The 22,681-nt window shown below is 69.8% G+C and carries 21 protein-coding genes; 17 read left to right on the top strand and 4 right to left on the bottom strand.

Annotated elements, in window-relative coordinates; genetic code table 11:
• The coding region (locus tag JWP60_RS07365; protein ID WP_299788516.1) for an efflux RND transporter permease subunit at positions 1–2,709 on the top strand (2,709 nt) is incomplete at its 5' end.
• A gap of 21 nt (positions 2,710–2,730) precedes the next feature.
• Here the strand turns inward: JWP60_RS07365 and JWP60_RS07360 are convergent.
• The gene (locus tag JWP60_RS07360; protein WP_363320833.1) at positions 2,731–4,905 is read right to left on the bottom strand and encodes a PBP1A family penicillin-binding protein; all 2,175 of its coding nucleotides are present in this window, start codon (positions 4,903–4,905) and stop codon (positions 2,731–2,733) included.
• A gap of 285 nt (positions 4,906–5,190) precedes the next feature.
• Positions 5,191–5,403, bottom strand: a complete 213-nt coding sequence (locus tag JWP60_RS07355; protein WP_299788513.1) for a hypothetical protein — start codon at positions 5,401–5,403, stop codon at positions 5,191–5,193.
• Positions 5,404–5,707: 304 nt separating this feature from the next.
• Here JWP60_RS07355 and JWP60_RS07350 point away from each other — a divergent pair, with 304 nt between their 5' ends.
• The 3 genes from JWP60_RS07350 to JWP60_RS07340 all read left to right on the top strand — a co-directional run bounded on the left by JWP60_RS07350 (position 5,708) and on the right by JWP60_RS07340 (position 7,480).
• Entirely contained in the window at positions 5,708–6,223 is a 516-nt protein-coding gene (locus tag JWP60_RS07350) for a nitrate reductase associated protein (RefSeq protein ID WP_299788510.1), read from the top strand.
• A gap of 73 nt (positions 6,224–6,296) precedes the next feature.
• Positions 6,297–6,890: a YqgE/AlgH family protein gene (locus JWP60_RS07345; protein ID WP_299788507.1), complete on the top strand. Its 594-nt coding sequence runs from the start codon at positions 6,297–6,299 to the stop codon at positions 6,888–6,890.
• A 119-nt stretch (positions 6,891–7,009) separates the two neighbouring features.
• Complete coding sequence (locus JWP60_RS07340) at positions 7,010–7,480, top strand: DUF2127 domain-containing protein (RefSeq protein ID WP_299788504.1); 471 nt, start codon at positions 7,010–7,012, stop codon at positions 7,478–7,480.
• A 4-nt stretch (positions 7,481–7,484) separates the two neighbouring features.
• Here JWP60_RS07340 and JWP60_RS07335 read toward each other — a convergent pair whose 3' ends face one another.
• A complete protein-coding gene (locus JWP60_RS07335) occupies positions 7,485–8,033 on the bottom strand; it encodes a DNA starvation/stationary phase protection protein (protein WP_299788501.1) in 549 nt (182 codons plus the stop codon).
• A gap of 224 nt (positions 8,034–8,257) precedes the next feature.
• On the opposite strand from JWP60_RS07335, the gene JWP60_RS07330 reads away from it, so the two are divergent.
• Complete coding sequence (locus tag JWP60_RS07330; RefSeq protein WP_299788498.1) at positions 8,258–8,869, top strand: NAD(P)-dependent oxidoreductase; 612 nt, start codon at positions 8,258–8,260, stop codon at positions 8,867–8,869.
• A 31-nt stretch (positions 8,870–8,900) separates the two neighbouring features.
• Here JWP60_RS07330 and JWP60_RS07325 read toward each other — a convergent pair whose 3' ends face one another.
• Positions 8,901–11,102 (bottom strand): rhodanese-like domain-containing protein, encoded by a 2,202-nt coding sequence (locus JWP60_RS07325; RefSeq protein WP_299788495.1) that lies wholly within the window; start codon positions 11,100–11,102, stop codon positions 8,901–8,903.
• A gap of 171 nt (positions 11,103–11,273) precedes the next feature.
• Here JWP60_RS07325 and JWP60_RS07320 point away from each other — a divergent pair, with 171 nt between their 5' ends.
• The 12 genes from JWP60_RS07320 (at position 11,274) to JWP60_RS07265 (ending at position 22,587) form a co-directional block, all read left to right on the top strand.
• Positions 11,274–12,272: a tripartite tricarboxylate transporter substrate binding protein gene (locus JWP60_RS07320; protein WP_299788493.1), complete on the top strand. Its 999-nt coding sequence runs from the start codon at positions 11,274–11,276 to the stop codon at positions 12,270–12,272.
• A 13-nt stretch (positions 12,273–12,285) separates the two neighbouring features.
• Complete coding sequence (locus JWP60_RS07315; protein ID WP_299788490.1) at positions 12,286–13,917, top strand: rhodanese-like domain-containing protein; 1,632 nt, start codon at positions 12,286–12,288, stop codon at positions 13,915–13,917.
• A 154-nt stretch (positions 13,918–14,071) separates the two neighbouring features.
• Positions 14,072–14,845 (top strand): transporter substrate-binding domain-containing protein, encoded by a 774-nt coding sequence (locus tag JWP60_RS07310; RefSeq protein WP_299788527.1) that lies wholly within the window; start codon positions 14,072–14,074, stop codon positions 14,843–14,845.
• Positions 14,846–14,856: 11 nt separating this feature from the next.
• Positions 14,857–15,723: a transporter substrate-binding domain-containing protein gene (locus JWP60_RS07305; RefSeq protein WP_299788487.1), complete on the top strand. Its 867-nt coding sequence runs from the start codon at positions 14,857–14,859 to the stop codon at positions 15,721–15,723.
• A gap of 11 nt (positions 15,724–15,734) precedes the next feature.
• On the top strand, positions 15,735–16,985 hold the full coding sequence (locus tag JWP60_RS07300; protein ID WP_299788524.1) for an aminotransferase class I/II-fold pyridoxal phosphate-dependent enzyme: 1,251 nt from the start codon (positions 15,735–15,737) through the stop codon (positions 16,983–16,985).
• Positions 16,982–17,725, top strand: coding sequence for an amino acid ABC transporter permease (locus tag JWP60_RS07295; protein ID WP_299788484.1), 744 nt, complete (start codon positions 16,982–16,984; stop codon positions 17,723–17,725). The genes JWP60_RS07300 and JWP60_RS07295 overlap by 4 nt, the downstream gene beginning before the upstream one ends.
• Positions 17,715–18,530: an amino acid ABC transporter permease gene (locus JWP60_RS07290; RefSeq protein WP_299788481.1), complete on the top strand. Its 816-nt coding sequence runs from the start codon at positions 17,715–17,717 to the stop codon at positions 18,528–18,530. The genes JWP60_RS07295 and JWP60_RS07290 overlap by 11 nt, the downstream gene beginning before the upstream one ends.
• The gene (locus JWP60_RS07285) at positions 18,517–19,329 is read left to right on the top strand and encodes an amino acid ABC transporter ATP-binding protein (RefSeq protein WP_299788478.1); all 813 of its coding nucleotides are present in this window, start codon (positions 18,517–18,519) and stop codon (positions 19,327–19,329) included. The genes JWP60_RS07290 and JWP60_RS07285 overlap by 14 nt, the downstream gene beginning before the upstream one ends.
• Positions 19,330–19,351: 22 nt before the next feature.
• On the top strand, positions 19,352–19,969 hold the full coding sequence (locus JWP60_RS07280) for a cysteine dioxygenase family protein (RefSeq protein ID WP_299788475.1): 618 nt from the start codon (positions 19,352–19,354) through the stop codon (positions 19,967–19,969).
• 58 nt (positions 19,970–20,027) lie between these two features.
• On the top strand, positions 20,028–21,227 hold the full coding sequence (gene metC / locus JWP60_RS07275) for a cystathionine beta-lyase (protein WP_299788472.1): 1,200 nt from the start codon (positions 20,028–20,030) through the stop codon (positions 21,225–21,227).
• Positions 21,228–21,423: 196 nt separating this feature from the next.
• Complete coding sequence (locus tag JWP60_RS07270) at positions 21,424–22,362, top strand: CysB family HTH-type transcriptional regulator (RefSeq protein WP_299788469.1); 939 nt, start codon at positions 21,424–21,426, stop codon at positions 22,360–22,362.
• A 129-nt stretch (positions 22,363–22,491) separates the two neighbouring features.
• A complete protein-coding gene (locus JWP60_RS07265) occupies positions 22,492–22,587 on the top strand; it encodes a DUF2200 family protein (protein WP_363320832.1) in 96 nt (31 codons plus the stop codon).
• Positions 22,588–22,681 lie beyond the last annotated feature (94 nt).

The following is a 22,681-nucleotide window of genomic DNA, read 5'->3' as shown; positions in this document are numbered from 1 at the left end:
ACCTGGGAGAAGGCGAATCCCGCGGACTTCCAGATCATGTCGATCGCGGTCACCTCGGATGCGATGCCGCTGCACGAGCTGGACTTCTACGCCGACACCTACATCGCGCAGCAACTTTCGCGCATTCCGGGGGTCGGGCTGATCGACCTGCATGGCGAGCAAAAGCCCGCGATCCGGGTCCAGCTGGATGTGAACAAGCTCAATGCCCTGGGACTGAGCCTGGAGCAGGTGCGGGCGGCGCTCGGCGTGGTATCGGTGAACGCGCCCAAGGGCACCCTCGACGGACCCGAACGATCGGTGACGCTGGACGCATCCGATCAGCTGGTACGGGCCTCCGAATACGACGACGCCGTGCTCGCCTGGCGCAACGGCAGCGCCATCCATGTGCGCGACGTCGGCCGCGCGGTGGCCGGCCCGCAGGACGTGAACCAGGCCGCCTGGATCGGCGAGCACCGCGCCATCATCGTCGACATCCACAAGCAGCCCGGGCACAACGTGGTGCAGACGGTGGACGCCGTGCGACGGGCCTTGCCGGACCTGGAACGTGCCCTGCCGGGATCGGTGCGGGTGGAAGTGGTCAACGACCGCACCCAGACGATCCGGGCCAGCATCTTCGACGTGCAGCGCACGCTGCTGTTCACGGTGGCGCTCGTCGTGCTGGTGGTGTTCGTCTTCCTGCACGGCTTCTGGTCGACGCTGATCCCGGTGCTTTCCATCCCGCTGTCGATCGCCGGCACGCTGGCGGTGCTGGCGGCCCTGGGCTACTCGATCGACAACCTGTCCCTCATGAGCGTGACGATCGCGGTCGGATTCGTCGTGGACGACGCGATCGTGGTGATCGAGAACATCATCCGGCACGTCGAGATGGGCAAGCCGCCGCTGCAGGCGGCGCTCACCGGCGCCGGCGAGGTCGCCTTCACCGTGGTCTCCATGACCGTCTCGCTGATCGCGGCACTGATCCCCCTGGTGTTCATGGGCGGCGTGGTGGGCCGCCTGTTCCGTGAGTTCTCGGTCACCCTGTGCATCGCCTTGCTGGTGTCCGCCGTGGTGTCGCTGTCGATCACGCCCATGCTGTGCCGGCTCTTCCTGGGCCTGGAGCTGGGCCGCCGCCCGACCCGCCTGACCGCGGCGCTGGAGTCCGGCTACGCCCGCTTCGCGGCTGCCTACGGGCGCGGCCTGGACCGCGTCCTGCGGCACCCGGCGCTGACGCTGGGTGTGACCTTGTGCGTTCTGGTCGTGACCGCCGCCCTCTATGTCCTGATCCCCAAGGGCTTCTTCCCGGAGCAGGACACCGGGCAGATCCTGGCCAGCACGCAAGCGCGGACCGATATCTCGTCGCCAGCCATGGCACGGCTGCAGTTGCAAGTCGTGCGCAAGGTGGTGGCCGACCCCGATGTGGCCAACGTCTACAGCTGGATCAATCCCTCGCCCCTGAACGAGGGCCGGCTGGTCGTCAACCTCAAGCCCTTCTCGGAACGCAGCAGCTCCGCCACGGCGATCATGGGCCGCCTGCGGCGCTCGGTGGCAGACCTGCCGGACATCGAGACGCACCTGCGCACCCGGCAGGAGCTGCAGATCGGCGGGCGCAGCAGCGCCACGCAGTTCCAGTACACGCTGGAAGACACGAACCTGGCGGAACTCACCGCGTGGGTGCCGCGGCTGGTCGACGTGCTCAAGCAGTTGCCGCAGCTGAGCGACGTCACCACCGATCTCGAAGCCGGGGTCCAGCACGCCACGCTGGTCGTCGACCGGGAGAATGCCGCCGCTTTCGGCATCACGCCGCAGGTTCTGGATGACACTTTGTACGACGCTTTCGGCCAGCGCATCGTCGGCACGATCTTCACCCAGAGCGACCAGTACCGGGTCGTGATGGAAGTGCTGCCGGACCAGAAGACCGACCGCGCCGCGCTCGCGCAAGTGCGCGTGCCCTCGGCCAGTGGCGCGCTGGTGCCACTGAGCTCCTTCACCCGGCTGGAGAACAGCTGGGCCCCGATCCAGGTCAATCACCAGGGGCAGTTCCCGGCGGCCACGCTGTCGTTCAACCTCGCCCCCGGGGTGGCGCTGGGCGATGCGGTCGCCGCCGTCCAGAAGGCCTTGCAAGGCGCTGAATTGCCGCAGACGCTGCATGGCGGCTTCGAGGGCAATGCCAAGGCCTTCCAGGCCTCCAGCGGCAGCGAGCCCTGGCTGGTGGCCGCTGCCATCGCCGCGGTCTACATCGTGCTGGGCGTGCTGTACGAGAGCTTCGCGCATCCGGTGACGATCCTCAGCACGCTGCCCTCCGCGGGCCTGGGCGCCCTGTTGGCCCTGATCCTGGCGAAGCAGGACCTGAGCGTCATTTCGCTGATCGGCGTGATCCTGCTGATCGGCATCGTCAAGAAGAACGGGATCATGATGGTCGATGTCGCCCAGGAATTGCGACAGCGCGAGGGTGTCACGGCCCGGGAGGCGATCAGGCAGGCCTGCCTGCTGCGCTTTCGGCCGATCATGATGACCACCGGCGCGGCCCTGCTGGGCGCCCTGCCCCTGGCCCTGAGCAGCGGCGCGGGCTCCGAGCTGCGTTCGCCCGTTGGCATAGCGCTGGTCGGCGGGCTGCTGCTGTCCCAGGTGCTGACGCTGTTCACCACGCCGGTGGTCTACCTGTACGTGGAGCGCATCGCACGCGCCGGACTGTCCCGAGCGCAGCGCGCGCTGTCGCGGCCGCCAGCTTGAACTTGCCTGCCGCGGCGATCGCTAGTTGGCGTCGCCCGCCGCCGGCGCAGTCGCCGTGGGCAGTCCCACGGATGCCACGCCTCGGCCACCGGTGAATTCCTCGTAGGTCCAGCTTCCGTTCTCCTGCACCACGCCACCCGGAACCGGCGGCTCCTTCTGCGCCGTGCCCTTCAGCGCGGTACGCATGAAGTCGATCCAGATCGGCACGCTGACGCTGGCGCCGGTCTCCCGCTCGCCCAGCGACTTGGGCGTGTCGTAGCCGACCCAGACGGTCGCCACCAGATCGGGCTGGAAGCCGTTGAACCAGCTGTCGACCGAATCGTTGGTGGTGCCCGTCTTGCCATAGAGGTCGGGACGCTGCAGCTCCTTTTGCACGCGCGCTGCCGTGCCTTCGCGCGCGACCTCCTGCAGCAGGGTGTCCATCACGAAGGCATTGCGCGGGGAGATGGCGCGCCGCGACTCGTCGAGCGGCGCTGCGGGGCTGGCCACCAGGTCCTTGCCGCGCGCGTCGGTGATGCGCGTCACCAGCCGCGGATCGACACGGTAGCCGCCGTTGGCGAACACGGCGTAGCCGGCGGCCATCTGCATCGGCGTCACCGAGCCGGCACCCAGTGCCAGCGTCGGATACGGCGGATGCTTGTCCTTGTCGAAGCCGAACCGGGTGATCCAGTCGCGGGCCTTCTCGATGCCGACCGCTTCGAGGATGCGCACGGCCACCGCATTGTTCGAGGTGGCCAGCCCTGTATGCACGGCGATGGAGCCTTCGGCGCTGCCATGGCTGTGGGGTTGCCAAGCCTGGCCGCCATTGTCGGGAGGGTCGGTAGCGAGCGGGCCGTCGTTGACGACGGTCGCGCCCGAGATGCCTTGCTCCAGCGCCGCGGAATAGATGAAGGGCTTGAAACCGGAGCCGGGCTGCCGCCACGCCTGCGTCGCATGGTTGAACTTGTTCTGGTCGAAGTCGAAGCCGCCGACCATCGCGCGGATCGAACCGTCGTGCGGATCGAGCGCGACGAGGGCGCCCTCCACCTCGGGCAGCTGCGTGAGCGCCCACGTGTTCTTCGGCGTCTTCAGGACGCGGACGATCGCGCCGCGGCGGACCATCCTCCTGGCGGTCGCCTTGTCCGAGAGGCCGGAGCGCGCCGCGTCGAGGCCGTCGCGGGTGATCTCGATGCGTTCGCCGTTGCCGCGGACCGCGGTGACCTTGCGCGGGCTGGCGGCCAGCACCACGGCGGCCAGCACGTCGCCGTTGTCGGGATGTTGCGAGAGGGCGTCGTCGATCGCGTCGTCCAGCGAGCCTGCGTCGGCCGGCAGGTCCACGAAGTCCTCGGGCCCACGCCAGGAGGTGCGCTGCTCGTACTGCATGATGCCCTTGCGCAGGGCACGGTACGCGGCCTCCTGGTCGGCGGCGTTGATCGTCGTGTGGACGTCGATGCCGCGGGTGTAGGTCTGGTCGCCGTATTGCGCGTACACCAGCTGCCGCACCATCTCGGCGACGTACGCCGCGTGGACCTGGTCATCGTGACCGCTGCGCACGTGCAGCGGCTGCCGGCGGGCCGCTTCGGCCTGGTCCTGGGTGATGAAGCCGGCGTTCTCCATGCGCCCGATGATGTACATCTGCCGCGTGCGCGCGCGGGTCGGGTTGACGACCGGGTTGTACGCCGAAGGTGCCTTGGGCAGCCCGGCGAGCATCGCCGCCTCGGCGACCGTGATGTCCTTCAGCGGTTTGCCGAAGTAGGTCTCGCAGGCTGCCGCGAAGCCGTAGGCGCGGTTGCCCAGGTAGATCTGGTTCATGTAGATCTCGAGGATCTGGTCCTTCGTCAGCCGCTGTTCCAGCTTGTACGTGAGCAGCACCTCGTAGAGCTTGCGGGTGAAGGTCTTCTCGGACGAGAGATAGACGTTGCGCGCCACCTGCATCGTGATCGTGGACGCGCCCTGGCTCCTGGCGTGGGCCAGGTTCGCGAGCGAGGCGCGCAGCATGCCCTGGTAATCGACGCCGCCGTGCTGGTAAAAGCGCGCGTCCTCGATGGACAGCACGGCGTTCTTCATCACCGCCGGGATCTCGTGGATCGGCGTCATCGTGCGTCGCTCCTCGCCGAACTCGCCGAGCAGCGTGCCGTCGCTCGCGAGCACGCGCAGCGGCAGCTTGGGGTGGTAGTCGGCCAGCGACGCGACATCGGGCAGCTCGGGATAGACCATCACCGCGCTGACGCCGATCACGAGGGCCGCCGAGACGGCCAGGCCGGCCACGACGCCGATGGGCCAAAGCCACCAGCGGCGCGCCGTCGAATGCCGCGGCGGCTGCGCAGCGGCAGGAGGTTTCGGGGAAGACTTGGGCAATGAAGGACTCGGAAAGCGCGCCGGCCAGGGGGCAGGCGCGAGAGGGGCGCTGGACAGGCGATGCCGGCAATCGGCTTCGCCAGTGCGTTGCCTCTGCAGGCTATGCGATGGGGATGCCGGAAATGGCAGAACCTGGCAGCAGGATCACTTCTTCGGAGCCATGATGCCCATCATCAGTTCCGTGTTGAGCTTGGCGATCTGCTGCATCAGCGCCCACTGGCTGGCCATGAGCTGGGCGAACTGCGGGTTCGTGGGGCTGGCCTGCCCCGACATCGCGACCTGGGCGGTCGACTGCGCGATCTTCTGTTGTTCTTCCAGGATCTGTTTGATGGCGGCGTTGTATTCATCCAGCGTCATGAAGGGCTCCTTGGCGGGCGGTCCGCCACGGCATCTTAGGCCGCCGGCTGCGCTCGACGCGTTTCGAAAAGAATCGGCACGGTGAGAGCGGGCTCTCCCGGTCCGGCCGGGCGCGTCCGCAGCGATCGCGCGCGCTGGCTAGCGGCGCCGGCGCATGACTACCGTTGTCACCCAAGCCCGCGGCCTGTAGTCCAACGGTAATCCTGGCCGTTCACATTTCGCCATGGCAGAACCCCGGACCCTGACCACTGCCGCCGGAATCCCTGTGACGGTCCGGGGCGAGCATTCGAGAGGAGTTGAAGCCATGGACCACCACCCCGTTGCCGGCGTTTTCGCTTTCGAAGGCTACATGGAGCGCACGCTGGAGTACATGCCGCTGTCCGTGCGCATGAAGCTGGACCTGTGCGAGATCCAGCTGTCGCTGGCCCAATGGTGCGGCCTGCCGCTCCCCGTTCGCCAGATCCTCCTCGACACCGACTGCGCAGTGCCGAATGCACTCTTGCGCATCCGCCTGTACCTGGAATTCATGCTCGACGTGCTTCGGCTCGGCCCGCCGCTTTCCGTGCAGTGCGATCCGCGCACCTGGTCCGCGCGCAGGCGGGTCCCCCTGGCGCTGAGGACGGCGATCAAGCGCCTCGGCTTGCCGCGGCTCGCCCAGGACGCCTGGTCAGCGCTGGACGACGTGCAGCGCTTTGCCCTGCTCAACCTCTCGCACCAGGGGAGCACCCACAGGCTGCGCGCCGCCCTGGCGGACTTCGGGCTGGACCCCTTCGGCCCCCGCCAGGGTTCATACCGGGAATCCGCCGGTGCCGTCCACTAGCGGCGGATCCGGAGCACGTCATCCCACCCGCTGTCCGCCTCCCCTTCGCCGTGATGGCTTCATGGAGTCTGCAATGAAAGCACTGTTCCGACCGCTGCGTTCCCTCGCCTGGCTTGCCTGCCTCCTTGCGCTGTTCGCAAGCCTCGCCGGCACAGCACGCGCCGGCGATCTCACGCAAGCGGTGCTCCTGGTCGCCTCCCGCAACAAGGCGAACTCGATCTACGAGCAGGCGGTCGTCCTCGCCGCCCCGCTGCCCGACGGAAAAGGCCACGTGGGCATCATCCTCAACCGGCCCACGGGCGTGAAACTGGAAAACCTGTTCCCCGGCCAAGCGGCCACGCGCAACGTGGCGGACCAGGTGTACCTGGGCGGCCCGGTGAAATCGGATTCAGTGATCGCCGTGACGCAACGGCCTCCCCACGACAGCAACTACGTCGCGCTGATGCCCGGGCTGGTGGCGGTACTGGACGGCGTTTCCGTCGACGACATCATCGAGAACACGCCGAACGAGGCCCGGTACTTCCTTGGCTTCACAGTGTGGGACGACGGCGAGCTCGACAGCCAGATCCGCGACGGCGACTGGATCGTGCGCCCGGCCGACGCGCGGCACGTGCTGCCGGCCAACCCCATCGACCTGTGGCTGGAGCTGAGCGGCGACTTCGTCTAGCCTCGCGCGGCGACACGTGTACTGGCATCGGGCTGGGAGGAAACAGGCCAGGTTCCATCCGTCATGCGCGCACGCGGGTCCACAACGATGCCGACACGCAGGCGTCGTACCGTGGCTGCATGCGCGCTCCCATCGACCAGCATCCTCGCGACGCGGCGGCCCCGCGCAGTTGGCGCGCCATGGCGCTGCTGGAGGTCGGCAAGGGGTGCACGGTCCTCGCCGCGCTCCTCCTCGTCGCGGTCGGCGGCTGGCAATGGCCGCTGCAGGCCCTGCGCAGCCACCACTTCGTCGTGGACTGGTCGCGCTCGTCGCAGGACCTGCTGCTGGCGGTGGCGGGCGGCTATGCCGCCCTGCGCTTCATCGAGGCGGCCGGGCTCTGGCAGGGGCGCCCCTGGGCGCGCTGGACCAGCCTCACGAGTTACTTCGCCTACATCCCGCTGGAGCTGTGGCAGCTCGCCCACGGCGGGAGCCACTGGCTGATCGGCGTGCTGGTGATGAGCGTGGGCGTGGCCACCGCCCTCGCCATCCAGCCCTTGCCTCAGCGCGCGGAGCGCAAACTGCGCAAATCCCGCGGCATGGGCAGCGGCTAGCAGATCAATGCCCGGTGGTATCCCCCTGCCTGCTGGCCTCGAACAGGAACCAGGAGCGCCGCTCGGTCTCGTCGATCCATCCCTCTATGAGGCTGGCGGTGGCGATGTCGCGATGCTCCTCGCAAAGCTCGTGCGCCTGGCGCAGGCGTGCCGCGAAATCCTTGTTGTCGTCCTGCAATTCGGCCAGCATGTCCAGCGGCTGGACAAATTCTGCGTCGTTGTCCAGCACCCGCTGGGCACGCGCGATGTGGCCAATGGATCGCAAGGTGGAGCCGCCAAGTTTTCGCACGCGCTCGGCGATGGGATCGGTCATCGCGAACAGCTGATCCGCCTGTTCGTCCAGCAGCAGGTGGTAGTCGCGGAAATGCGGACCGCTCATGTGCCAGTGGAAGTTCTTCGTTTTCAGGTAAAGCGCGAAAGTGTCCGCCAGGACCGCATTCATGGCGGCGCTGATGTCGCGGGTGGCTTCGTGCTTCAAGTCAGTGGGCGTCAGGAGCGGCGCCCTCTGGTGTTGCTTCGCGACAGCCGAGTTCTCGATGCCCTTCTCGTCCATGGCAGGGCCCTTTCCTTGCACCGGGTTGGTCCCGCTGATCGTACGCCCGCAACGGTCCGGCCGCGCTCGGCTTTTCTGCCCCCAAGAGACGAACGGCACAGCCCTTCTGCACCGCCGCGGCTCAGTTGCGCTGCATGTCCCCGTCAATTGGAAAGATCTGGCCCGAGATCGACTTCGCCGCATCCGATGCACACTTCGCACCTGGCATCTTGCGGAGGACAACCATGAACATCGCATTGATCGGCGTCACTGGGCGGGTGGGTTCCCGCGTGCTCGCCGAATTGCTGGCGCGCGGCCATTCGGTCACCGGGATTGCCCGATCGGCGGCCGGGGTCGAGCCCCGTGCCTCGCTGGTGGTCAAGGTGGCCGACGCGAACGATCGAGCGCAACTCGCGCCACTGCTGGCCGGACACGACGCTGCGATCAGCGCCACGCGCTTCATTTCGACCGATGCGAAGGCGCTTGTCGCGGCGCTGCAGGAGGCACGCGTTCCACGGCTGCTGGTGGTAGGCGGCGCTGGCAGCCTCGAGGTCGCACCCGGACAGGCGCTCCTGGACAGCCCGGGGTTTCCGGAGGCATACAGGGCAGAGTCCGCTGCCGGGCGCGCCTTTCTCGAGTTCCTGCGCACGCAGACCGCACTGGACTGGACTTTCCTCTCGCCCTCGGCGGAATTCGCTCCGGGTGAGCGAACCGGCAAGTTCCGGCTCGGTGGCGACCGTCTTCTTGCCGACGTGCACGGCAAGAGCTGGATCTCGATGGAAGATTTCGCGATCGCCCTCGTCGATGAACTCGAGCGGCCGGCGCATTCGCGCCAGCGCTTCACGGTCGGCTACTGAATGCCGCCGCGCACCTGAAAGTGATCTCCGCTCAGGTGCTCTCGCGCAGCAGCCACATCCCGGTCGTCCCTTCCCGCTGCAACTGCTCCACCAGTCCGAGCTCCCAGGCCAGGTAGTCGCGGAAGCCCGCGTCGCGGTCGGTCACATCCTTGCGGTGGTAGGGACTGAACCAGTGGTCGTCCTCGCCGGTGAGCACGCCGTCGGCGCCGCCGCCGGTGGGCAGGCCCGCTGCCAACCAGGCCTGGGTGCCGCCGACGAGGCTGCGCACGTCGCGTCCGGAACGCTGCGCCAGCGCCGCGGCCACGCTGCGCGCCAGCACGCCGTCAGGCGAGGTGAGGACGACGGCGTGCCCGGGCGGCAAGTCCTCGATCAAGTCCACCAGCCGGTCCGGAACGGCAAAGCGCGCGCCGGTCACGTGCAGCTTCTCGTAGGCTGCGCGCCGGTCCACGTCGAACAGGGTCGCCTGGCCCGCGCGAACCAGCGACCAGGCCTGCTGCGGCCACAGCTGCGGCGCCGGCGCGTGCAGCGACAGCAGCCGCTGCGGCTCCGGTCCGGTCGCGAGTTCCGCGTGCGCGCGCGGCGTGTGCACGTACACCTCGTGCGCTCCGAGCTGGGCCAGCCAGGCCGCGGTCGTGAGGGCGCGCACCCCGTCCCAGTCGGCGAGCACGATGCGCGCGCGGCGGGTCGCCGCGTATTCGTCGCTCGCCTGCACCAGCTGGCCGCCTGGCGCCCAGCGCCATCCCGGCAGGTGGCCCGCCTCGTACTCCTGGCGCGTGCGCACGTCGAAGCGATAAAGCGTGTGCTGGTTCTCCTGCTCCTGCAGCAGCGCGAGCTCCGTGAGATCGATGCGCCGGACCCCGGCGCGTTCGGCCACGGCCGCCGCCCGCTCGCGTGCCTGCGCCAGCGTCGCCGGCGTCGGCTCGGGCAGCGAGGTGTCACCCCCCTGCGCGAGCTGGCGGCCGGCCAGCAACCAGGCCATGGTGCCGTCCTTGAGCGACACGACAGGATTGGGGATGCCCGCGTCGATCAGCGTCTGCGCACCGACGATGCTGCGCGTGCGTCCCGCGCAATTGACCACCACGAGGGTGTCCGGGTCGGGCGCCAACTCCTGGATGCGGTAGACCAGCTCCGCGCCCGGCAGGCTGTGCGCGAACGGCAGGCTGAACTCGCGGAACTCCTCCGGCGTGCGGCTGTCCACGACCACCAGCTTGTCGCCGCGCGCGACCCGCCGGTGCAGGTCGTCGGCGTCGATCCACGGCGTGTGCTTCTCGTGCTCGATCAACTCGCCGAAGGCCTTGCTCGGGACGTTGGTGCCGCTGAACACCTCATAGCCCGCCTGCGCCCAGCCCTCCGTGCCGCCGGCCAGTACCGACACGTTGCGCCACCCGAGCCGCACCAGCTTGGCAGCCGCGTCGTGAGCGATCGTCTCGTCGCCGTCCGCCAACACCACGCGCGTATCGCGCCGCGGCACGAGCTTGGCGATCAGCAGCTCCAGCCGCCACAGCGGGGCGGAAGCGGCGAACAGCAGGTGGCCCCGGGCGAACACGCCGGTCTCCCGCACGTCGAGCAGCGCGATCTCCGCGCCGTCGTGCAGCGCCGCCTTCAATGCCGCGGGTGAAACCAGCGCATGGCGGATCCGTGCCGGCGCGGGGAAGGGGCGGAAGCCGCCGCCGCTGCGGTCGTCGAACACCACCCGCTCCTCGAGCCGGTCCAGCGCGAGCCCGTAGAAATGCAGGTGCAGCGACGGCGTGTCGCCGCGCGCCTCGATGGTGTGCACGTCCCGCGGGCCGATGGTGACCGAGTTGCCCGCCACCACGTCCACGGTGCGCAGTTCGTGCAGGCGCTCGCGCCCTGGTTCGTCGGTCGCCTCTCGGCGGTAGAAGACGTTGCGCTCGACGCCGCGCACACCCGCGATCACCGCCCAGGTGGTGTGGTCGTGCGGCCGCTGCGAAGCCCCGGGCCGGTTCGCGGCGACATAGAGCGCGTTGCGGCCCACTGCGTCTTCGGCCAGGCGGTACACGGGGATGTCCACCGCATGCGGAAAGTGTTCGGCGGGAAACAGGTGCTGCTGCCCAGCCAGCTTCTCCAGCGCCGCGGCGACCTGCCCGAGTTGCGCTGGCGTCGCGTGGTGCGCGCCCGGCGCGATGGGCCGCACGGACTGGAGGAAGGAGGCCACGGCGACGGCTCGCTGGCTGGCGACATCGGGCTGCAAGGAGGAGGACGAGGTGCTCATCGCTCCACCTTAGGACGCGCCCGGTACCGGCGCAAGAAACGCTTTCCTCTATCGATATGCGCTCGCCGCGCGAGCCGCGAAACGGCTATCCATATCCGCTTTTCTTCGTTCGCGGTCCCGCCCGCGCTGTCTAGATTCGCAGGCTTTCGCTTTCCGGTGTTCGAACCATCCATGCACAAGCGCGCCTTCCTCAAGCACTCCGCCGCCGCCCTGGCGACCGGCCTCGCCCCGCTCCCCTTGCTCGCGTCGGCCAGCAGCCGCCCGGCGGCGTCTGATTTTCCCAGCCGACCTGTCCACATCGTCGTCCCGGTCGCCGCCGGCGGCAGCGCCGACAAGCTCACGCGCATCCTCGCCGAACGGCTGACCGCGCTGTGGGGCCAGACCGTGCTCGTGGAGAACGTGGCCGGCGCGAGCGGCACGATCGGCGCCGCGCGCGTCGCCAGGGCGCTGCCCGACGGCTATACGCTGCTGCAGGGCGGCGAGGGCGTCACGCTCAACGCGATCCTGTTTCCCGGCCTGCCCTATCGCACCGACGAGGCCTTCGCGCCGCTGATCAAGGCTGTGGTCAATCCGCAGATCCTGGTGGTCAACCCGAAGACCGGCATCCAGTCGCTGGCCGAGTACCTGCAGCGCGCCCGCAGTAAGCCGCTCTCCATCTCGCTGGCGCTGCCGGGCAACGGTGGCATCGCCCACGTGGCCCACGAGCTGCTCGCACAGCAGACCGGTGCGCGCGTCAACTACATCCCCTACCCGGGCGGCGGGCCGGCCACCATCGACGTGCTGGCAGGCCACGTGGACGCGACGCTGATCACCCTGGCCGCCGTGACCGACCACGTGCGTGCCGGCAAGCTGCGCGCGCTGGCCGTCACCACGCCCTATCGCTCCGCCGCCCTGCCCGAGGTGCCGACCATGGCGGAGTCCGGGGTGCCGGGCTTCTCCGTCGAGAGCTGGCAAGGCTACTTCGCGCCCGCCCGGACACCAGCGCCGGTGCTGGCGAAGATCCACCGCGACCTGGAAACGGTACTGCGCGAGCCCGAGGTGCGGGCGCAGCTGGCCGACATGGGCTTCAAGGTCGCGGGCGGCAGCAGCGCCGAACTGGCGGCCAGCCTGCGGGTGGAGCGCGAGCGCTATCAGCGGGTGATCGACACCGCCCGCATCTCGCTCAAGTGAAGGCGGCGCCCCGATGACCGAGTCTGTTCTGAACGCCCCTGTCGGTCCCGTGGCGGCCGACGGCATCGACGCCGCCACGCTGTTGCGGTGCTTGCGCGATGGCCTGGAGATCGCACTGGTGGACGTGCGCGAGCACGGGCAATACGGCGAGGGCCATCCCTTTCTCGCCGTCTCCGCCCCCTACAGCCGGTTGGAAATCGACGTGCCGCTGCTGGTGCCGCGGCGCGCCACGCGCGTGGTCCTGTTCGACGACGGCGATGGCGTGGCAGCACGCGCGGCGCGGCGCCTGCGCGATGCCGGCTATACGCAGGTGCAAGTGCTGCAAGGCGGCGCCCGGGCCTGGGCCGCCGCCGGACGCACGCTGTTCCAGGGTCAGAACCTGCCTTCCAAGACCTTCGGCGAGTGCGTGGAGCATGCCTTCACGGTGCCGCAGCTGAGCGCGCAGCAGCTGCATGCACGCCTTGCCTCGGGGGAACCGCTGGTGCTGCTCGATGGCCGCACACTGCAGGAACACCGTCGCATGACCATCCCCGGCGCGATCCCCGTGCCCAACGGCGAGCTCGCGCTGCGCTGGCGCAGCGTCGTGCCGGACGAGCACACACCGGTGGTGGTGCACTGCGCCGGTCGCACGCGCAGCATCGTCGGCGCCCAGATCCTGCGCGACCTCGGCCTGCCCAATCCGGTGTATGCACTGGAGAACGGGACGCAAGGCTGGGCACTCGCGGGACTGGAGCTCGAGAAGGGCAGCGCGCGCGGGCTGCCAGCGGCGCCTCGCAGCCACGCACAGGCCAGCGTCCGCAAGCGCGCACAGTCCTTTGCGCAGCGTGCCGGCGTGCCGCAGTTGGCCGCGCGCGAGGCGCAAGCCTGGCTGGACGACGCCGAGCGCACGACCCATGTCTTCGATGTGCGCACCGCCGCCGAATTCGCGACCGGCTCGCTGCCCGGCGCGCGGCACGTGCCCGGAGGGCAACTGCTGCAGACCACCGACCAGCACGTCGGCGTGCGCCATGCGCGCGTCTTGCTGCTGGACGACGACGGCATCCGCGCGCCGGTGATCGCGGCCTGGCTGCTCCGCCTCGGCATCGATGCAGCGGTCGTGGAGGGCGGCATCGCCGCACCGCTGCGGGTCCCGGTGGCAGCGGCCACGCTGCCACCCGCCCTCCCGGAACAGGACGCGGGCGCTCTGCTGGCCCTGCGGCAGGATGGCTCGTCGCTGCCGCTGCTGATCGACCTGCGCCCTTCGGCCGACTACCGGCAGGGCCACGCCGCGGGCGCGCGCTGGTCGATCCGGCCGCGCATCCTCGCGACCGTTGCGCACGCAAGCAACCCGCTCATCGTGCTGCTGGCCGAAGACGAGGCAGTCGCGCGCCTGGCGGCCCCAGACCTGCGCCAAGCAGGGCACGCCCGCATCGCGTGGCTGCGTGCCGCCACGCTGGCGGACGCCGGCTGGCCACAGGAAGCCACGCCGCACTCTCCGGCCGACGCGGACCGCATCGACTACCTGTTCTTCGTGCACGACCGCCACGACGGCAACCTCGATGCCGCGCGCCGCTACCTGCAGTGGGAGACCGGGCTGGTGGCGCAATGCGCGACCGACGAACTCGCCACCTTCCGCCTGCCCGCGCAAGCGCGGCGCGCCGCATAACCAAGCTCGCTTTTGTTCGTTGTGGCCGCGCCGCGTGCACAGCACCATGGGGGCCTGACCTTTCGGAATCTTCATGAACGCTGCCAGCCACCATCCTTCTCCCTTGCGCCTGTTCCATACCGCCCTGCTCGCCGCACTGTGCGCGAGCGCCGGCATGGCGCATGCCGACGCCACCCTCGACAAGATCCGCCAGCAGCACAAGGTCGCCATCGGCGTAGTCGTGGGAGGCGGACCGTTCGGCTCCATCGATCCCGCCACGCAGCAGCTGGTGGGCTGGAACCCGGAGCTGGCCCGCGACCTGGCCAGGCGCCTCGGCGCCGAGGTCGAACTGGTGCCGGTGCAGCCCTCCAACCGGGTGCAATTCCTGCAGTCCGGCAAGGTGGACCTGCTGATCGCCTCGATGGAATACAACACCGACCGCGGCGAGATCCTGGGCCATGCGCCCACGCCCTTCTACCGCGTGGGCGGCACGGCCGCCGTGCTCAAGACCAGCGGCATCACCAAGTGGGAAGACCTGCGCGGCAAGGTGGTCTGCGCCTCGCAGGGCAGCAGCTTCACCAAGCCGCTGCAGGAGCAATACGGTGCGCAAGTGCGGGGCTTCAAGACCTCGGCCGAATCGCTGCTGGCGCTGCGTGGCGGCGCCTGCGTGGCCGCGGTGCACGACACCACGTTGATCCATCCGCTGCTGCGGAACAACGCCGCGGAATGGGGTGGCTACCACGCACCCATCGCCGGCGAGATCCTGCCTGCGCCATCGGTGGTGTGGACGCGCAAGGGCGAAGCCGACACCATCGCGGCCGTCGACCGCGTCGTGCAGGACTGGCACCGCACGGGGTGGCTGATCGCCACCGAGAAGCGCCTGGGCATCACGCCGCCGCAAGCGCTGCTGCCGCAGCTGCAGGCACGCTTTCGCAGCAACGCGTCGTGAGGAGAGCGAACATGCGAGCCCTCACCCGGACCGTTTCCATCATCGCGCTGGCGGCCGCCAGCGCCGCCCATGCCGACGCGACGCTGGACAAGGTGCGCCAGCGCGGCATCCTCGCCGTCGGCATCGACGGCCCCAGCCCGCCCTTCGGCGCGCTGGACCAGGCCAGCGGCAAGACCGTGGGCTACCAGACCGAGCTGGCGGCCGACCTCGCGCGCCGCCTCGGCGTGCAGCTGGAGACCGTCCCGGTCACCGCCTCCACCCGCGTGCAGTTCCTGCAGGCCGGCAAGGTGGACCTGCTGCTGGCGAACATCCAGTGGACGCAGGAGCGCAGCGAGATCCTGGGCTTCGCGCCCACGCCGTACGACCTGGTGGGCGGGGCGGCCGTCGTCGCCAAGGCGAGCGGCATCCGCCGCTGGGAGGACCTGCGCGGCAAGGTGGCCTGCGTCTCGCAGGGCAGCAACTTCGCCCGGCCGCTGGCGCAGCAGTACGGCGCCATCGTCAAGGGCTTCAAAGGCATCCCGGAATCGCTGCTGGCGCTGAAGGGCGGCAGCTGCGCCGCGTCCGTGCACGTGCAGCCGGCGCTGCACTACACCCTGCACGGCCCCTCCGCCGCCGAGTGGAAGGACTACACGCTGGCCAGCGAGGAGCAGCTGATCCCCTCACCCACCGTCGCGTGGGTTCGCCGCGGCGAGGCCGACACGCAGGCCTTCGTCGATCGCGCGATCCAGGACTGGCACCGCTCGGGCTTCCTGCTGGCCGCCGCGCGCCGCAACGGCGTGCCCGATGCCTGGATCGCCACGCGCAACCAGCGCGCGCAGCAAGGCCGCTTCGACCGCGCGCCGTTCGACTTCGCCGTCTACACGCAGGCGAAGCCATGAGCCGCGCCCCCATCACCACCGCGCTTGGCCTCTCCACGCGCGTGCGCAGCGTGAGCCTGTCAGCGAATGCGGCCGCGGGCCAGCGCGCCGCGGCGCTGGCGGCGCAGGGCCGCGACATCATCGCCCTCAACGCCGGCGAGCCCGAGTTCGACACGCCGGAACCCATCAAGCAGGCCGCCATCGCCGCCCTGCGGCGCGGCGAGACCAAGTACACCGCCACGGCCGGCACGGCCACCCTGCGCCGCGCCATCGCGGCCAAGTACGCGCGCGAAAACGGGCTCGCCTTCGCGCCGGCGGAGATCCTGGCGTCCAACGGCGGCAAGCAGGTGATCTTCTCCGCCTTCGCCGCCACGCTGGACCCCGGCGACGAGGTGATCCTGCCGGCGCCCTACTGGCCGTCCTTTCCGGACATCGTGCGGGTCAACGGCGGCCATCCCGCCATCGTCCGTTGCGACGAGCGCAGCGGCTTCAAGCTGACCGCCTCGGCCCTGCAGGCGGCGATCACGCCGCGCACGCGCTGGCTGGTGCTCAACACGCCCTCCAACCCGACGGGCGCCGTGTACACGGAAGGCGAGCTGCGCGGGCTCGCCGAGGTGCTGCGGGCGCACCCGCAGGTGGCCGTGCTGCTGGACGAGCTCTACGAGCACATCTGGTTCACGCCGCAGGCGCCGGTGCACTGGCTGCACGTCGCGCCCGACCTGCGCGAGCGCACCCTGCTGGTGAACGGCGCTTCCAAGACCTATGCCATGACCGGCTGGCGCATCGGCTGGGGCGCCGGCCCCAAGGCGCTGGTGGATGCGATGACGGTGATCCAGTCGCAGGTGTCCTCGGCCCCCAACGCCATCGCCCAGGCGGCGGTGACCGCGGCGCTGGACGACCCCGACCAGTCCTTCGTGGCGCAGGCCCGCGCGGCGTATGCGAGGCGCGCGGACTTCGTCGTGCGCGGCATCAACGCCATCGACGGCTTGTCGGTGCTGCCGCTCGCGGGCTCCTTCTTCGCCTACGTGCACTGCGGCGCGCTGCTGGGACGCGAGCGGCCGGACGGGCGAACCATCGCCTCGGACGACGACCTCGTCGACTGGCTGCTGGAGGCGGGCGTGGCGGTGGTGGCCGGCGCCGGCTTCGGGCTCTCACCCTATTTCCGCCTGTCCACGGCCGCCGGCGACGCTGCGCTGGCCGAGGCCTTGCGCCGCATCGCGGCGGCGGTGGCCGCCTTGCAGGCACCGGCCAGCGCCAAATCCGCGCTGGCGGCGGGCGCATGAACGAGTGGCTGCCGGCAGGGGTGGAAGCGCTGCGCCATGTCGGCCTCAACTACGGTTTCGTGCTGCATGCCTCCGAACGCGATGCCTTCGTACGCGGCCTCGGTGTGACGCTGGAACTGTGCCTGGCCACCGTCCCCTGCAGCCTGGCGGCGGGCGTGGCGCTCGCGGCGCTTCTCACCTCGGGGCGGGCGTGGCTGGCGGGGCCGGCACGCGCCTTCGTGGAGCTGACGCGCAACACGCCGACGCTGGTGCAGCTGTATTGCGCCTTCCTGGTGCTGAACATGCTGGTCACGCAGCAGTTCCAGCTGCATGGCGCCACCAATCCGCTCACGCCATTCCTGTGGGTGGTGATCGTGGTCTCGCTGCACAAGGGCGTGTTCCACGCCGAGGCCCTGCGGGCCGGCATCGAAGCCGTCCCGCGCACGACGCTCGAGGCGGCGCGGTCACTCGGCTTCTCGCGGCGCCAGTTGCTGGCGCGGGTGGAGCTGCCGCTCGCGCTGCGTTTCGCCCTGCCCTCGCTGGTGAACAACCTGGTGGACCTGGTGAAGATGACCGCGGTCGCTTCGGCCATCGCGGTGGGCGACGTCACCTACGAGTCCATCATGATCTGGACCCAGCGCGACAACGTGCTGGAACTGCTGCTGCTGATCCTGTTGTGGTTCGGCCTGCTCACCTGGCTGGTGAGTGTCGCGGGCCGCAGGCTGGAAGCGCATTGGAGGATGCCCGGTTATGGCCAGTGACGTCGCCCTGAGCTCTTCGGCGTCCGGCCGACCCGCGGGCACGCTGCTGCACCGGCTCTCGCCGTGGCAGGCACTTGCACTCGCCGCGGCGGCCGTCGTCGCCTTCTGGGTCGCCACGGGCACCACGCCTGCGGCCTTCGTGTACCTGTGGACCTGGTCGCCGGAACTCGCGCGCGGCATGGCAGCCAACATCGGCATCAGCCTGCTGGCGATGGCGCTCGGCACCGTGGCGGGCCTGGTGCTCGGCGCGCTGTCGCTGTCACCGGCCGCCGCGGTGCGCGCCGTAGTCAGGTCGTCCGTGCAGGTGTTCCGCAATGCGCCCGTGCTGGTGCTGATCTACTTCACCACCTACGTCTTCCCGTTCGAGATCCGCGTCGCCGGAACGGCCCTGCCCTTTCCCGACTGGCTCAAGGTGGTGCTGGGACTGGCGCTGCCGGCCAGCGCGCAGGTGGCGGAGATCTTCCGTGGCGCCATCCAGTCCATCCCCAGCGCGCAATGGGAGGCCGCGCAGTCGCTGGCCTTCACGCGGGCGCAGATCTTCCGGCTGATCGTGCTGCCGCAGTGCCTGCGCCGCATGCTGCCGCCCTGGATGAACCTCTACGCGAGCATCACCATGAGCACCTCGCTGGCCTCGCTGGTCGGCACGCACGACGTGGTGGATGCGGCCCAGGTCGCCAGTAACACGGTGGCGCGCACCGACTTCACCATCCTCGTCTACGGCGCTCTGCTGGCCGTGTTCTTCGCCTACTGCTATCCCATCGCCCGCGCCACCCGCGCGCTGGAACGCCGCCATGAACGCCACTGAAGCCTTCCTGAAATCCGTGCCGCGTACCGCGGCCGAACCGCCGCTGGTGCAGGTGCGCGACCTGCACCTCGCCTTCGGTGCCACCGAGGTGCTGCGCGGCATCGACCTGCAGGTGCACCGCGGCCGCGCGGTCAGCATCATCGGCCCTTCGGGCTCCGGCAAGTCCAGCCTGCTGCGCTGCCTCACGGGGCTGGTACGCCCGCAGCGTGGCGAGGTGCAGGTGGCCGGCACCGACGTCATGACGCTGAAGACCGAACCCGAGTTCATCGCGTTGCGCAAGCGCGTGGGCTTCGTGTTCCAGCAGTACAACCTGTTCCCGCACCTGACCGTCCTGGAGAACCTGACGATTGCGCCGGTGCGCGTGGCCGGCCGCCCCCGCGCCGAGAGCGAGGCGCTGGCGCGCGAACTGCTCGCCAAAGTCAAGCTCTCGCACAAGGCCGACGCCTGGCCCGGCGAACTCTCCGGCGGGCAGCAGCAGCGCGTGGCGATCGCCCGAGCCCTGGCCCTGCGGCCCGAGCTGATCCTCTTCGACGAGGTCACCTCCGCGCTCGACCCGGAGACCGTCGGCGAGGTGCTCACGGTGATCCGCGAGCTGGTGCGCGAAGGCATGACCTGCGTGCTGGTGACGCACGAGATGCGCTTCGCCCAGGAGGTCAGTGACCACGTGTACTTCACCGAGGCGGGCCGCGTGGTCGAACACGGGCCGCCGGCGCAGCTGTTCGGCGACCCGCGGCACGAACGCACGCGCAGCTTCCTGCAACGCACGCTCGGCGGGGGCCGATCCGCCCTCGCCGCCTGATCCCCTTCCACAGGAAAAAACCATGAGCCACGACACTCTTGCCCAGGACCGCCGCGCCGCGGTCTCCGCCGCTCTCGCGCGCATCCGCCCGCTGGCCGCCGGTACGCCCGACCGCGCCGCGCTGGCGCGCATCGCGGACGAATTGACCACACTGGCCGGGCGCAGCGAACTGTTCCCGCGCAGCGACTTCCCGCCGCCCGATGCGAGCGACGGCGTGGGCGCCTCCACGCGCTACCGGCTCAATCCGCAGGAAGGCGATGCCGGCCTGGCCCTTTACCTGAACTCCATCAACCCCGGCAAGAGCACGCTGCCGCACAACCACGATACGTGGGCGGTGATCGTGGCGATCGAGGGCCAGGAGGAGAACCGCGTCTACCGCCGCACGGACGACGGCAGCCGCCCCGACCACGCGCAGCTTGAAGTCGAGCGCGAGGTGACGGTGCAGCCCGGCACGCCGATCGCCTTCCTGCCCGACGACCTGCACAGCATCCACGTCATCGGCACGCAGCCCACGCTGCACTTCCACCTCTACGGCCGCCCGCTGGAGACGCTCTCGCGCCGCATCGGCGTGGACCTCGCCACCGGCAAGGTGCTGAACTACAACGCGACCCAGATGACGCCCAGCAAGGAAGCGGCATGAACCCCGACCGGCCGCCCCAAATGGATCTTGCCGCAGTCCGTAGCACGGAGGTTTCCCAGTGACCGGCGCATCGACTCGCCTGCTGCACGCGGGCGCCCCGCCGCTGCGGGCCGGCAGCGGCCCCGTCAACGTGCCCGTGGTGCGGACCAGTACCGTGCGCTTCGAGAGCGTGGCCGCGCTGGAGGACCACCACCACCGCCGCGCCGACGGCGAGCGCATCGCCAGCTACGGCCGCCACGGCCTGGACACGCACAGGGCGCTGGAAGATGCGGTGACGCAACTGGAAGGCGGCCACCGCGCCTTCCTCGCCCCCTCCGGCCTGTCGGCGATCACGCTGGTGCTGCTGGGACTGCTCTCGCAGGGCGAGCACGCGCTGGTCGCCGACGGCGTGTACGCGCCGGTTCGCCGGGTGGAACAGACGCTGCTCAAGCGCCTGGGCATCACCCTGGAATTCTTCTCGCCGGCGCGCGCTGATCTCGCCGCGCGCATCCGGCCCAACACGCGCCTGGTTTACCTGGAGTCGCCCAGCTCGCTGTTGTTCGAGGTGCTGGACCTGCCGGCGCTGGCCGCGGTGGCGCGCGCCCACGGCGTGCCGGTGGCGACCGACAACACCTGGAGCGGCGGCTGGTTCCACCAGCCCCTGAAGCTGGGCGCCAACATATCGATCCAGGCCGCCACCAAGTACATCGCCGGCCACTCCGACGTGATGCAGGGCATCGTGGTGGTGGACAGCCCCGCGCTGGCGCGCCGCATCGCCTCCGCCCACGAGGCGCTGGGCCTGACGGTGGGCGCCGACGACGCCTATCTCGCCCTGCGCGGCCTGCGCACGTTGCCCGTGCGGCTCACGCAGCACCAGCGCCATGCATTGCAGGTCGCGCAATGGCTGCAGGCCCATCCCGCCGTGGAGCGCGTGTTCTACCCGGCGCTGCCCGACGATCCCGGCCACGCCCTGTGGAAGCGCGACTTCACCGGCGCCAGCGGCCTGGTGTCCTTTGCCTTCCGCGATGCCGATGCCACCCGGGCACGGCGCTTCGTCGACACGCTCCAGCACTTCGCGATCGGCGCCTCCTGGGGCGGCTACGAGAGCCTGGCCCACCTTGCGGCGCCGGAGCGACTGCGCGAGCACGGTTGCTGGCAGGGCAGTCAGCCGGTCGTGCGGCTGCACGTGGGACTGGAAGACCCCGGCGACCTCATCGCCGATCTGGGGCAGGCTTTCGCGCACAGTGAGGAGGCCCACACCCTGGTGGCCGCCGCATGAACCGGCCGCTCGCCCGCCGACCCGGACGCCTGCGCCGGACCTTTGCGGGCGGCACTGCGGCAGGAGGCGTCGGTGGCGCGGCAGCGGCTGCAGAGGCAAGGGCGTGAGCTCATGCCCATATGCACAGGACCAGAGGTTCGTTGGGCCGGAGCTGATCGCGCACCAGAATCCGCCCCACTGAAGGACACCTGCAGCCATGAATTTCCAGCAACTGCGCTCCGTGCGCGAAACCGTGCGGCGCAATTTCAATCTCACCGAGGTTGCCAACACGCTTTACACCTCGCAGCCGGGAGTGAGCCGGCAGATCCGCGAACTGGAGGAGGAACTCGGCGTGGAGATCTTCGCCCGGGCCGGCAAGCGCCTCACCGGCCTGACGCCGCCGGGGCAGGCGCTGCTGCCCATCGTCGACCGCCTGCTGCTGGAGGCAGAGAACCTGCGCCGGGCGGGGCAGGACTTCAGCGCGAGCGACAACGGCGGCCTGCGCATCGCCGCCACCCATTCGCAGGCCCGGTACGCCCTGCCGCCAGCGGTGCGCGACTTTCGCGCGGTCTTCCCGCGGGTGACGCTGCACATGCACCAAGGCACGCCGGGGCAGGTGGCCGAGATGCTGCTGCGCGGGGAGGCCGACATCGGCGTCGCCACCGAGGCCCTGGCGGACTACGACGGGCTGGTGACCTTGCCCGGGTATCGCTGGACGCACAGCATCGTGGTGCCGCCGGGGCATCCCCTGCTCGCCGCGCAACCGGTAGGCCTCGCCGCGCTGGCCGCGTATCCCATCATCACCTACGTGCAGGGCTACACCGGGCGGGCGCACATCGATGCCGCGTTCGCGGGCGCGGGTCTTGCGCCCGAGATCGTGCTTACGGCGATGGACGCCGACGTGATCAAGACGTACGTGGAACTGGGCATGGGCGTGGGCATCGTCGCGTCGATCGCGGTCGACAGCGAACGCGACCGGCACCTGCAGGTCATCGACGCGCGCCACCTGTTCGAGGTGAACCTCACGCGCGTCGCGCTGCGGCGGGGGGCGTGGCTGCGTGGCTACGCCTTGCGCTTCATCGAGACCTTCGTGCCTACGTTGACGGCAGAAGTCGTCGAGCAAGCCTTGCGGTCTTCAGCCGCTTCGACCGAGTAGCCGGTGAACTGGCCTGTGCGTCTTCAGAAGGAATTCACGTTGCGGCCACGTTCGACCGGAGTCGACCAGGAAGCCGCCAGCTATCCCCACCAGCTATAGACTGCTCCCGCACGAGGGCGCGCCCGAGTCATCGACGATCCGCTGATGCAAAAGATACGGCACCTGGACAAGTTGATCGACGAGCTCGCAAAGGGAAAGAAGATGGAAAGCATCCTCCGGAAGTAGCGCCAGTAGGGTAAGGGGCTGCTCCTGGCCGGTGGCGCCGACGAACGCGGAAAGGACAGAGACTATCGAGACGATACCCTGCCGCGGGAACGCG

Source organism: Ramlibacter sp., from assembly GCF_028291745.1.
GTDB lineage: Bacteria > Pseudomonadota > Gammaproteobacteria > Burkholderiales > Burkholderiaceae_C > Ramlibacter.
The sequence above is the reverse complement of the archived record's forward strand: the minus strand, read 5'-3'. Positions and strand labels throughout refer to the sequence as shown.